Below are 13,123 nucleotides of genomic sequence, written 5' to 3'. Positions count from 1 at the left end.
TTGGTTTTTGTTTTTTGTTCTTTTTTGTTTCAGGTTTCAAGTTTCACGTTCTGTTGCAACGTGAAACTTGAAACTTGAAACCATTTTCATATTAAAGAGAAACTTCTTTAGGACATGAAATGCTCAATGCTGTTGGTTTTGGATATGTTTTGTTATTGTACATTCTGTATTGTGTCGAAACCGTTCCTCCAAACAGTTTATCGTTGGTCAGTTTTAATTCAAATGAAATTTCATATAAACCTGCGCTGATTTCTTTATATGTCCCTTCTCCAGAAATGGCAATAACATGCGTATTTGCAGCGCTTGATCCGATCGTAATATCTTGCGGAATCACGAGAACGGTTCCTTCTGTTTTGCTATTTCCATTTGCTGGGAAAAACTCCAAAGCCGAAGTGATATTAAATCCAGGCGAAATTGCCGCAGAGTTACTTTCGTTAGAAAACCATCTTTTTAAGCCAAAAGAGTTGACTGTATTTGTCCCGCTAGAAACGTTAAATCCGATTTTGAAGGCATCGTGGTAAATGTCATCGTTAGGGTTTGTGGTGCCTTTATCGCTATATAAAATGGCGTTTGGATCGTCTTTGGTAACGACAACTGGATAAGTTAAAGCATTAAAAGTCTGCCATGTACAGTTTCCATTATTATTAAACCAATGTTCGCCATAAGTCAGATAAAAGGCATTTGTTGGATCTGTAAATTTAGATGCTGGATTGGCCTGAATATCTCTCGGAGATTTTATTGGTTTTACGATAGTTAGATTGGTATTTCCTGTAGCAGTGTAATTAGGAATATTTATTAAAGTAATCTTCGATTCGTAACGGGCATCATCATTTTGAAGATCTTCTAAAAGAGTTAAATGATACGTCACAGAACTTCTGTTATCTCCAAAATCATCATGCGTTAAAGAATATTCAAAACCATTTTGAAACTTGAAAAAGTTAGCGTTTTCAATTTCCTCGGGAAAGAAACCATTTGGAAAATTTACTTTAAAATCGATTGTTTCGCCTACTTCGCCTTTCATATTATATTGCGTTACCGGAAAAGTATAATTGGTGGCAATCGTTCCTAAATCTATTTTGAAAGTATTGTTTGGATAGGCCGAATTTAAATTCCCGATATGAATATCAGGATCAGAAACCGTTTCAAGCTTTAGATTAATACTTTGATTTGCAGTCCATCTTTTATCAAAAGAAACAAAAATAGTATCGGTTAGTCTGTTTCCTTGAAATGAAAGCTGATTTACCGGATTTACGCTAAAACTATTTGCAACGCCAGTTGTTTCTGAACTAAAATTGGCTGTAACGGCTTCTTTTAAGAAACGAGTGGTAAGAGTTACAGGAACTTTTAATGTTTTTACAGATTTGTTTTCATAAGTAGATTGAGGAACTAAATTTCCGTTTATAGCTGGATATTCGAGCGGAGAATTATCTGCTTTTACCAAGAAGTTAAATCTTAAATATGGATCAATTTCAGAACCTAATTTATAATCGTCTTTGGAACAGGAAATGTATAATAGGGCGGTAAATAATAAGCTAAATATCTTAATACGAGTCATTTTGCTGCAAGTTTGGGTTAAGATTAGTATTGAATGTTGGAATTGGCAGTACATATTTTAAAGACGGATAAGTCAAACTGCACACATTTGCAAGACAGCCATCGGTTCTAGAAACATCTTTATGGTTTCTGGCAATATCGAAGAACAAAAAGCCTTCAAAACACAATTCTTTTCTTCTTTCTAAAAAGATATCTTCTTTTAGATTTGCTGTATTGGTCAGTAATGAAGCATTGGCGCGGGCGCGAATCGTGTTAATGTCTGCCATTGTAATTTCAGCCCTGTTGGTTTGTAAAGCTGCTTCGGCACGAATCAAATACATTTCGCTAAGTCTGAAAGCAACATAACCTGCATTGTCTTGAAACTTTTTGGTAAAACTGTAATTTACGTAAGTCTGAACGCCATCAACTAGCGTGAAAAGTGGTTTTACTAAGAAAAGCTGCTTTCTTAAATCATTGTTTTCATATAAATTAATCAAATCATTTGAAGCGGTATATTTTTCAAAACTCAAATCTGTACTATAGCCAAATACTTTAGACATTGACCCTGAAACATTGTTTTCGCTATCTTTCGGAATTGAAAATTCAAGCAGAATTTCTGAAATTGGAAGATCTGGTTTTGCCCATTCTGCAACTAGGTTTTCTTTACTGGTTAAAACGGTTCCAGAATTGGCAATAACATCATTTGCTGTTTCGTAAGCATTTGCCCAATCTCCTTTTTGAAGATAAACTCTGGCCAATAAAGCTTTTGTGTTTTTTTGATTGAAAAAAGAATACGCAGCGCCAGAAAGCAAAGAGTTATCCGAATAATTAGCAATGGCAGTCTGCAGATCATTGATAAGTAAAGCATACGTTTCTGCAGCGGTTTTACGTGCAGGATATTGTATTCCGGCTTTTATAGATGCTGTACTGTAAACGATTCCTAAATGCGAAGCATCTGCAGTGTATTTATAATCCTGACTGTAAACCAGCGATAAAAGAAAATGCGTATAAGCTCTTATAGCCAATGCTTCTGCTTTGATCTGATTTTTCTCTGCATCGGTAGCATCTGTTAGGGAAGGAGTATATTCTAAAATTAGATTTGCCTGATTTATAATATCATAGCTCTCATCGTAAAATGATTTGTAATTACTCGTCAATGCCTGATCATCAAAAGAATATACTTGTTCAACATTGGATGGTGTCGAAATCTGTCCTCTAAGACTTCCTGTTGCAATTGGTGCGAATTTTATATTTCCGCCTTGTAAATCTGCATAAACAGCATAACGTTCTGGTCGAACATTGGCTTCTAGTGAAGAATAAAGCCCTCTAAGCGCTTGCAGAACCCCTGTTTTATTCTGCAAAAGTTCGTCTATAGAGGTTTGTGTTCCTGGTTCTTGTTCTAAAAAGTCACTGCAGCTTTGCAATGAAAATAGTAGAAAAAATATGGATAGGTATTTTGAATATTTCATTTTCTTAAAATTTAGCATTAACTCCTAACGAAATTGTTCTTGCCTGTGGATAGATGTAACTGTATTCACGTACGCCGTTCATTCCTTTTGGACTTTTTTCTTTGTACCAATATGCCACATTGGTAGCATCGGCAAAAACAGAAAGTGCATCTAGAAAAGTATTTTTTAACGGTACGTTATAGCTTAGATTAATATTGCTGATTCTGATGTAAGTGGCATCGTAAACGTATTTACTTAAGTTGGTTATAATTGGCGAAAGTGTCACGGCAGATTGTGTAACATTATCACCTGGGTTTCTCCAATAATCATAAGCATTTACAGAAAGATTTCTGTTTGTTGTTACATTATACTGATCAATAAGAACACTTGATGCTAAAAAGTCTCCGCCAATTTGGTAATCGCCTCTAATCGATAAAGTAAGATTATTGTAAAACGTAAAATTATTATAGAAACCTCCGTAAGCATCTGCCTGTTTGTCTCCAATAGGTTCCCAGTCAGCGATTGTGTATAATTCACCATATGTTTTAGCATCGTAAACTTGACCATTTTTCTGAACAAGATCTCTTCCAGTAGCAGGATCTACGCCAACCCATTTAACTCCCCACAATGTTGTAGTGCTGTAGCCAATTTTTTGTGCCAATGCAAGATTTGCTACAGAATAGTCGCTTCCTAAACCTTTTAAATCGGTTACTTTGCTGTCTACTGTAGAAATATTGAACGCTGTTGTCCATTTAAAGGCGTTGCTTTTTATCCATTTAATTCTTGTAGTAAGTTCAAAACCTTTGTTGTACATGCTTGCAGCATTTAATTGTATTGAACTATAACCCGTTTCAGTAGGAATGTCTCGGGCTGTAATTAAATTGCTTTTATTATCATAGTAGTATTCTAAAGTCAATTCGATTCTTTTGAAAACATTAAAATCAAATCCAGCATTGAATTTTGTGTTTTTTTCCCAACTTAATCTACCGTTTGGCGCCGCTCCAGGCGTTGCTTCTATATCGCCATTGTATCCATTTTGGCTGATATTGTACAAACCTTTAGATCGGTACGAACCAATTTTAGAATTTCCTGTTGTACCATAACTGGCTTTTAATTTCAGGAAATCAATCCAAGAATTAGAATTCAGAAAATTTTCATTGCTAATAATCCATCCAGCGCCCAAACCACCGTTATGAGCCACATCGGTATCATCTCCAAAAACAGAACTCTGGTCACGACGATAATTGGCCAATAAGAAATAGCGTTTTTTGTAATTGTAGTTTACTTGCGAGAACAAAGAAACTCTCGAGTTATAGCTAATTTCGTTTCTATAACTCTGTCCATCTGTAGATTCATCTTTAGGCGTATCTGGATTATCGTCTCGTATTGCTTCAGAAACTTTATGAATGTATTCTGGGTTTAAAAATCCAATTCCAGCTTTATAATTAAAATCAGTTTTATCCTCAGCAAGTTCAAAACCCACTACACCATCAATTTCATGAGTTTCGTTCCATTGTTTATTGAATAAAGCTTGTCCTTGCCAGTTCCATTTGGTAGAATTTCTCTGATTGATAACACGACGACCCCAAGCTGGGCGCGAAATTCCATCCAACATAAAAGTACCGTTAGACTGGCCGCTTTCATTGGCTGCAGAAAAATAGCGATCCTGTTCTTTATCGGTATAATCCATACCAAAAAGAGTCGAAAATTTAATATTTTTATTGAGTTTATAAGACAAATTCAAACTCCCTAAAAGACCAAAAGTCTGTGCTTCGTTTTTATTTTGCTCAATTGCCGCTAAAGGATTTCCTCTTGTTGTACCGCTTACGCCCAAATTGGCATACGAACCATCAGCATTATACAAGGCAAGCGTTGGAAGGTAGGCGAAACTATAAAAGATATTTGGAGCATCTTTTTGCACATAACTAGGATTCAGCATCAAATTGATATCCCATTTGCCAGAGTTGTAACCCAAATTAATTCCCGCGTTTAACTGTTTGGTTTCATTGCCAATCTGCGGTTCATCGATTTTGGTGTAGCTTACATTAGTTCTATACGAAAATTTAGAAGTAGAACCCGAAACATTAAAATTATACTTATTGTATATTCCTGCACGATTTAATATATTAAACCAATCGGTATTGATACCATTGTACGAAACAGGAACATAACCTGGAGTAGTATTTTTCATGAACTCATTTCGCAGTTCTGTATATTGTTCTCCGTTTAAATATTTAATCTGATTTATGGCAGAAGAAACTCCCAGCTGATTGGAGAAACCAAATTGTGTTTTTCCTTTTTTACCCTTTTTGGTTGTAATTAAAATTACACCATTAGCTCCGTCAGCACCATAAATACCAACCGCTGCAGCATCTTTTAAAACAGAAATAGTTTCAATATTCTCTGGAGCAATTTTCATTAACGGATTCGCTAGATTTTCGGCATAATCGCCATTTCCATTAAAATTGGCACTGTCAATAGCATATTCTTCGCTCATTACAACACCATCAATAATAATAAGAGGTTGAGACGAAGTTCCAGTAATGGCGCCACTTAAAGAAGACAAAGTACCTTGTCCGCGAATATTGATTTTAACCGGACCGCCAACGCCCGAAGTATTTTCAACCATAACTCCGGCAATCTGCCCCGTAATCATTTTATCAAAACTTTCAGAAGCCTGTTCAACCGCAATATCTTTTGCCTGTAAAGTCGAAATACTTCCAACAATTTCTTCTTTTAATTTCGTTGTGCCGTAAGAAGAAGTAATCACAACAGGATTCAGCTCATCGGTAGTTTCCTGAAGATAAAAAACAAACGTTTTTTTGTCTTCTGCTTTTTGCGACTGACTTTCCATTCCTAAAAATCCAGCTTCAAGAACCAGATTTTCGATATTGCTTCCTTTTAGCTGATAAACAAACTTTCCGTTGAAATCGGTTATAGCGCCCATTCCAGTTCCTTTTATGCGAATAGAAGCGCCTGGAAGAGGCTGTCTGTCTTTTGCATTGTAAACCGTTCCGCTAATCATTCGCTGCGTTTCCTGAACAGTATTATTTGGACTATCAGAAATTGAACTCGTTAAAAGAACTTGTTTTTTCTGAATGTAAAACGAAATGTTTTTATCTTTTAATAACTGCGTTAAAGCCGTTTCTAAACTGACATTATTTACATCTAAATCACCAAGCTGATCGGCATCGATTTTTCTAGCATTATAAATGATCCTAAAATCGGTTTGCTCTTCAATAGATTTGATAATTAGGTTTATAGGTTTGTTTTTTGCATGTAATGTTATGAGTTTATTCTGAGAAAATCCTTTAAATCCAGATATGAGGAGGGCTAAGAAAAACAGAATTTTTCTTAAAGCGGGCTGTATCGTAAATGTCATGTTTATTTATTTATCGCGGATTGGTGATGGTAATCGTTTTTTGTTTAATGGAATAATTAAAAGGCGTGTCGCGTTTTAGGAGATCTAAAATGTTCTCGACACTAGATTCGCTAATATTTATTGTACCAGTAAAATTCTGTCTGGCCAAATCAGAATTTTCATTGATAATTTCAACGTCGTAGGTACGCTGAATAATTTTAGCGATTGTAGAAAATGGGGTGTCTTTAAATGCCAGTTCTCCTTTTGTCCAGGCAGCGTAAAGGGAAACATCAACATTTTTGAGGGTAATTTTTTTAGCATTATTTTGCCAAGTTGCCATTTGATTTGGCTCAAGCAAAATAACATTCGAAGGATCTGCGGTTTCTGACATTTGGATGCTTCCTTCTACTAAAGTGCTGTTAACAGTAGGATTTTCGGGATAAGCGCTCACATTAAACTTTGTCCCAAGAACCTTAATATCAACCTGATTGGCGTTTACAACAAACGGATGCTCTTGATCTTTGGCTACTTCAAAAAATGCTTCACCGGTCAAGTATACATTTCTGTTTCCGTTTAGGCCAAATTGTTCCGGATAACGCAAAGAACTGCCGGCATTTAAACTTACAATAGTACCATCTGAAAGTTTAAGTTTAAAGCGTTTTCCGTATGGAACCGAAAGTGTGTTGTAAATCACTTTATGGTCCTGAACTTTACCAAAATAAATAATTTCAGTCGGAAATTTTTTGGCAATCAAATCACCTTTGTCATTTAACAATGCGGTTTCTTTTTTTCCAGATATATATTCCAGACGGCCGTCGCCCAATTCCAGAACAATTTCTTTTGGAGTTTCAGATTTGCTGTTAAATAAGTAAAAAGTCGTTCCTAACCCTAAGAACACTAAAAATATCGCAGCATATTGTAAATACTGTCTAATGCTATTTTTTGGTTTCATCTGGATTACCGGAACCGTTTCAATAGATAAATCAGAAAAAAGAGTGGTCAATGCCCAAATCTTTTTCGCTTTTATAAATTGTTTTTTGTTTTCTTCTGATGCCTCAATCCAATCAAAAAGTGCCTGAACTTCTTGTTCTGAAGCTTCATTAGAAAGGTATTTATGTATTATTTCCGATGTCATATTTGCGTTTTAAAACTTCTCGCCATTATAAGTACACCTCAGAATTAAAATACCCTACCTTTTATTCTTAATTATTATAAATAAGGATAAAAATTAAGAACAAATAATCAGATAATCGGGTTTTTAAAATCTTCAAAGCCTTTGTCATATGGGCTTCGACAGCTTTTAAAGAAACTCCCATTTCTTCGGCGATTTCTGCATTTTTTTTATTCTCGAAACGTTTTTTTATAAAAACTTCTCGCGTTTTTGGTGGCAGATCGCTAATAGATTCCTGAATAATACGTTCTAACTCGGTTAATTCTAAAGTGTCGAACTGAATAGAGTTTAAAACCTCAATATCCAATTCTCGCTCTTTGTGGTTTAAGAGGTCATTTTTGAATTTGTCCTTCACTTTATTGTGGCGAATTAAATTCAAACATTTTGATTTGGCATAGGTAAACAAGAAAGCCTGAATTCCGTTAATAGATTCCACATTTTCTTTATTTTGCCATAAGTGTAGTAAGGCTTCCTGAGCCAGATTTTCGGCTTCGTCCTGATCATAAATGAACTGAACGCTGAAAGACTGGATTCTTCTAAAGTATTTATCGTAAAAAAACTTGAATGCAGTTTCGTCGCCTTCCTTAAAGGAATGGAAAAGATCTAATTCGTAACGGGCATTATCATTCATTAAACGAAATTTACTTTGAAAAAAGCAATATTAAGTAAATTCTAAAAATAACTCAATTTTGCTCAGAAAGCGGCAAATATAAAAGTTTATTTATATTAATTCTAAATAAAATAAAAATAAAGACCTTTCTTGAAGAAATTATTCAGAATAGGTTTATTTAACTGCTAATTTGACTGCTAAGTCAACCGCAAAGAGCGCAATCCCGATGGCTATCGGGATACGCAAAGTTCGCAAAGTTTTTTACCAAAGCTTTGCGAACTTTGCGTTTTAATAAAGCTTTGTATAGAATAAATCTTTGCGCTCTTTGCGGTTAAATAAGCGGTTTCAAAAAATATCAAAGATTGCTATACAATAATTACAGTGTATGAAAATCGGATGAACCATCAAAGTGTTTGTGAAGCACTTCCTGAAAAATTGGTTCTGTATTTTGAACGCTGGCAAACAATGTCATACAGGATTGAAGATTTTCTAAGTCAATGCTTTCAAAAATATCAGAAACATTTTCTTCCTTTTTGATTAGTTCAGAAGTGATTTCTATAAGATGTTTTCCTAGAATTGGATGCTCTAAAAAAGCAATTGCTTCATCGGCATTTTTGATTTCGTAAAATTTGGAAGTATCACTAGAACCCATTCCTTTTATCTGCGGAAATATAAACCACATCCAAGGAGATTCTTTCTTACCATTCTTGATTTCGTCTAGAGCTGTCAGATACAATTTATTCTGAGCATCTAAAAAACGAAGCAGTCCATTATTGTTGTAGGCCATTACTTACTGATATTTATTTGGGGTATCAGGCCATAAATCTAGTCAAAATATGTTTACTTGTATAGAGGCAGATTCTTTTTTTAATGCCATTTTTTAACATTTTAAGCAGAATAATTTAGAAAAGCGATTCGGCGTAAAATTGGATAGATTTATTTTGCATTAACAGATAAAATCGTATTAATAAATGATTTTATTGTTATAAAATGAAGTTTTAGTTGGTGATTCTGTTATGATTTTCCTATTTTTATGAACAAGCGGTTTCTAAAACTGCTGTATTCTTTAAAATTAGAATTGATATTTACTTCTTTATAATATCAATATTTTTCAACCGGGCAGTCTCGCCCATAAAAAATAACATGCTTATGAAAATAGGATTAATCGGATTCGGAAAAACTGGAAAATCAGTAGCTTCAATATTATTAGAAAATAAAAAATTCTGCTTGGAATGGGTTTTAAGACAAAGTACAGTTTTGGAACACAGATCGGTACCAGAATTTTTTGGAGTGCAGTCAGAAGAACCCGGCTTAATCTATTCTAGTTCTAAAACTTCGATCGAGGAATTATTAGATAAACATCCTGTCGACGTTATTATTGATTTTTCATCGCATCAGGGAATTTATACTTACGGAGAAGCGGCAGCCAAAAAGAATATAAAAATCATTTCGGCAATCTCACATTATAAAGATAAAGAACTAGATTTTTTAAAGAAACTGGCTAAGAAAACTACAGTATTTTGGTCGCCGAATATTACTTTAGGAGTAAATTATTTATTATTTGCCGCTAAATTTTTAAAGAAAATTGCACCTTGGGTGGATATCGAAGTAAACGAAGAGCATTTTAAAACTAAACAGGGAACATCTGGAACAGCAGTAAAAATTGCCGAAGCACTAGACGTTGACAAGGAAAACATTAATTCTGTTAGGGCAGGAGGAATCGTTGGAAAACACGAAGTTATTTTTGGTTTTCCTTTTCAAACCGTGCGTTTAATTCACGAATCGATTTCGAGAGAAGCTTTTGGAAACGGAGTTATTTTTGTGGCCGAAAATCTAAAAGAGAAAGAAAAAGGATTATATAATTTTGAAGATATTCTGACGCCTTATTTTACGGTTTAAGTTTGTTTTTTGCCGCTAAGACACAAAGGCACTAAGTTTTTTTTTAATCTCGAAATCCCGATAGCTATCGGGAGCTAAGACGCAAAGTTTTTTATTGAAAAAATGATTGGATTGTGTTTGTCTTCCTGAGCGGAGTCGAAGGATAAGCGCAATGTATATTTTAATCTCGCAATCCCGATAGCTATCGGGAGCAAAGTCGCAAAGCTTTAAAACTTAAAAAACCTTAAAAAAGAAAAACTTTGCGCCTTTGTGTCTTAGCGGCAAAAAAAAATTATTTCCTAAAAGTCAAAGCCTTCATATATTCTAAATTCATTTTAGCAATAGAAAGCACTGAAATACCTTGCGGACATTCTATTTCGCAGGCTCTCGTATCAGAACACGCTCCAAAACCTTCTTCATCCATTTGTTTTACCATCGAAACTGCACGTGTTTGTGCTTCTAATTTTCCTTGTGGCAAAAGCGCTAAATGCGTTATTTTAGCACCAACAAACAAAGCGGCGCTGGCATTTTTACAGGAAGCCACACAAGCTCCGCACCCGATACAAGCAGCAGCATCAAAAGCAGCTTCGGCAGTTTCATACGAAATCGGAATACTGTTTGCTTCTGGCGCCTGCCCTGTAGCAGCGCCAATAAAACCTCCTGAAGCAATAATGGAATCAAATGCTTTTCGGTCAATTTTTAAATCTCGTAGAACAGGAAAAGCTTTAGCACGAAAAGGCTCAATATAAATAGTATCCCCATCCTTAAAACTTCTCATATGAAGCTGGCAGGTTGTAGTATTTTTTAAAGGACCATGAGCGCGTCCGTTTATCATTACACCGCATTGACCGCAGATTCCTTCACGGCAGTCGTGATCAAACTCGATTACGCGTTCTCCATTTTGAATCAGAGATTCGTTCAAAAGATCCAACATTTCTAGAAACGACATATGTTCAGATACTCCATCAATTTCATAATCTGTCATCTCTCCTTTTGTAGAAGAATTAAACTGGCGCCATATTTTTAGATAAAGTTTCATATATAATTGTTAATTATGAATTGTTAATTATGAATTGTTAATTATGAATGAGTATTGTGAATTAATAATTTACAATTAACAATTCACAATTAATATTCACCATTTATTTATAGCTTCTCACTGCAAGTTCTACCGATTCAAAGGTTAATGGTTCTTTGTGAAGTTCAGGTTCGTTATTTAAACCTTTCCATTCCCAGGCAGAAACATAGCAGAATTCATTGTCATTGCGGACAGCTTCACCATCAGCGGTTTGATATTCTTCTCTAAAATGTGCGCCACACGATTCTTCACGCTGTAAGGCATCGTAGCACATTAATTCGGCTAATTCTATATAATCGGCAATTCGTCCAGCTTTTTCAAGTTCGCTGTTTAAAGTATTATCGCCCGTAATTCTGAGATCTTTTTCAAATGAAGCTTTTAGTTCACGAATTTCGATTAAGGCTTCTTCCAATTTTTGTTTGCTTCGCGAAAGACCGCATTTTTCATACAAAAGACGACCAATTTTTTTATGGAAATAATCTGCTGAAAGTGTTCCGTTGGTGTGTAAAAAGCGATCCAGCTGTCTTCTTACGGTTTTCTCAGCTTCTTCAAATGCAGGATGCGAAATATCAGATTTGGGTAAATTCAATTCACCTGCCAAATAATTCGGGATTGTATATGGCGCAATAAAATAACCGTCGACACAAGCCTGAAGCAGTGAATTGGCTCCTAGACGATTGGCACCATGATCGGCAAAATTGGCTTCGCCTAAGGCAAACAAACCAGGAATAGTAGTCATAAGTTCATAATCAACCCAAAGTCCGCCCATGGTAAAATGCGCTGATGGCGAAATCAGCATTGGTTCCTTATAAGCGTTTATGCCTGTAATCTTTTCGTACATCGCAAAAAGATTGCTGTATTTGGCTTCGATTTTATCTTTTCCCTGTGCTTTAATGGCATCCGAGAAATCGAGATAAATCGCATTTTTCATAGGTCCAACACCATGACCGGCATCAATTCTTTCTTTTGCGGCTCTTGACGAAATATCTCTTGGTGCAAGATTTCCAAAGGAAGGATAACGGCGTTCTAAGTAATAATCGCGTTCTTCTTCGGGAATGGCGTTTGCAGTTCGTTCATCTGCGGCTTTTTTAGGAACCCAGATACGTCCGTCATTTCGCAGTGATTCCGACATTAAAGTCAGTTTTGACTGGTTTTCACCATGTTGTGGAAGTGAAGTAGGGTGAAACTGAATCCAGCTCACGCCTGCCATATAAGCGCCTTTTTTATGCGCGCGCCAAATCGCCGAGCTATTGCAGCCCATGGCTAAAGTAGACAGATAATATACTTTTCCGTAACCGCCAGAGGCCAAAACTACGGCATCTGCAGCATGACGTTCTAAAATTCCTGTTTCAAGATTTCGTGCAATTATTCCTTTGGCTTTGCCATCGATAACAACGAGTTCAAGCATTTCGTGACGGGTATACAAAGCCACTTTTCCTAAAGAAGCTTGACGTTCTAAAGCTTGATAAGCGCCCAATAAAAGCTGTTGTCCAGTTTGGCCTCTAGCATAAAAAGTTCGAGAAACCTGAACACCTCCAAAAGATCGGTTGTTTAAATATCCTGCATATTCTCTTGCAAAAGGAACACCTTGTGCAACTGCGTGGTCTATAAGATGTGCAGAACATTCGGCTAAACGATAAACATTGGCTTCACGAGATCTAAAATCGCCACCTTTTATAGTGTCATAAAACATTCTGTAGGTGCTGTCTCCATCATTTTTGTAGTTTTTGGCAGCATTTACTCCGCCTTGAGCGGCAACCGAATGCGCGCGTCGTGGAGAATCCTGAAAGCAGAAAGATTTTATATTATAACCTTGTTCAGCGAGAGAGGCCGCGCATGAAGCACCTGCAAGACCTGTTCCGACAACGATTATATTTAGTTTTTTTCGGTTTGCGGGATTGACCAATTTGGCTTTAGACTTGTAAAGACTCCATTTATCAGCAAGAGGACCTTCGGGTATTTTTGATTCCATCATTTTTAGTGGTTTAAAATGAATTGATACAAAAGCTTTAATAGAAAACTAAATTTAGTATAAAATATTGAT

At 35.7% G+C, this 13,123-nt stretch carries 9 protein-coding genes; 1 reads left to right on the top strand and 8 read right to left on the bottom strand.

Annotated elements, in window-relative coordinates:
* Positions 1-91 precede the first annotated feature (91 nt).
* The 6 genes from AAYQ05_RS10630 to AAYQ05_RS10605 all read right to left on the bottom strand — a co-directional run bounded on the left by AAYQ05_RS10630 (position 92) and on the right by AAYQ05_RS10605 (position 8,910).
* Positions 92-1,555, bottom strand: coding sequence for a hypothetical protein (locus AAYQ05_RS10630; protein WP_343543215.1), 1,464 nt, complete (start codon positions 1,553-1,555; stop codon positions 92-94).
* The gene (locus AAYQ05_RS10625; protein ID WP_343543214.1) at positions 1,542-3,002 is read right to left on the bottom strand and encodes a RagB/SusD family nutrient uptake outer membrane protein; all 1,461 of its coding nucleotides are present in this window, start codon (positions 3,000-3,002) and stop codon (positions 1,542-1,544) included. Before AAYQ05_RS10625 ends, AAYQ05_RS10630 begins: the two co-directional genes overlap by 14 nt.
* A 4-nt stretch (positions 3,003-3,006) precedes the next feature.
* The gene (locus AAYQ05_RS10620; protein ID WP_343543213.1) at positions 3,007-6,363 is read right to left on the bottom strand and encodes a SusC/RagA family TonB-linked outer membrane protein; all 3,357 of its coding nucleotides are present in this window, start codon (positions 6,361-6,363) and stop codon (positions 3,007-3,009) included.
* Between the two features lie 10 nt (positions 6,364-6,373).
* The gene (locus tag AAYQ05_RS10615) at positions 6,374-7,477 is read right to left on the bottom strand and encodes a FecR family protein (RefSeq protein ID WP_343543212.1); all 1,104 of its coding nucleotides are present in this window, start codon (positions 7,475-7,477) and stop codon (positions 6,374-6,376) included.
* A gap of 67 nt (positions 7,478-7,544) precedes the next feature.
* Positions 7,545-8,144, bottom strand: coding sequence for an RNA polymerase sigma-70 factor (locus AAYQ05_RS10610; RefSeq protein ID WP_343543210.1), 600 nt, complete (start codon positions 8,142-8,144; stop codon positions 7,545-7,547).
* A 355-nt stretch (positions 8,145-8,499) separates the two neighbouring features.
* The gene (locus AAYQ05_RS10605; RefSeq protein ID WP_343543209.1) at positions 8,500-8,910 is read right to left on the bottom strand and encodes a DUF1810 domain-containing protein; all 411 of its coding nucleotides are present in this window, start codon (positions 8,908-8,910) and stop codon (positions 8,500-8,502) included.
* A 362-nt stretch (positions 8,911-9,272) separates the two neighbouring features.
* On the opposite strand from AAYQ05_RS10605, the gene AAYQ05_RS10600 reads away from it, so the two are divergent.
* On the top strand, positions 9,273-10,022 hold the full coding sequence (locus AAYQ05_RS10600) for a 4-hydroxy-tetrahydrodipicolinate reductase (RefSeq protein WP_177209889.1): 750 nt from the start codon (positions 9,273-9,275) through the stop codon (positions 10,020-10,022).
* A 271-nt stretch (positions 10,023-10,293) separates the two neighbouring features.
* On the opposite strand, the gene AAYQ05_RS10595 is transcribed toward AAYQ05_RS10600, so the two are convergent.
* Together AAYQ05_RS10595 and AAYQ05_RS10590 are read right to left on the bottom strand one after the other, a co-directional pair.
* Positions 10,294-11,040 (bottom strand): succinate dehydrogenase/fumarate reductase iron-sulfur subunit, encoded by a 747-nt coding sequence (locus AAYQ05_RS10595; RefSeq protein WP_111376931.1) that lies wholly within the window; start codon positions 11,038-11,040, stop codon positions 10,294-10,296.
* 103 nt (positions 11,041-11,143) lie between these two features.
* Positions 11,144-13,054 carry a fumarate reductase/succinate dehydrogenase flavoprotein subunit gene (locus AAYQ05_RS10590; protein WP_343543207.1) on the bottom strand — a complete coding sequence of 637 codons (1,911 nt, stop codon included), beginning with the start codon at positions 13,052-13,054 and terminating at the stop codon, positions 11,144-11,146.
* Positions 13,055-13,123 lie beyond the last annotated feature (69 nt).

It is taken from the genome of Flavobacterium movens (assembly GCF_039581425.1).
GTDB classification, from domain to species: domain Bacteria; phylum Bacteroidota; class Bacteroidia; order Flavobacteriales; family Flavobacteriaceae; genus Flavobacterium; species Flavobacterium luteolum.
This window is presented reverse-complemented; position numbering and strand designations above follow the sequence as displayed.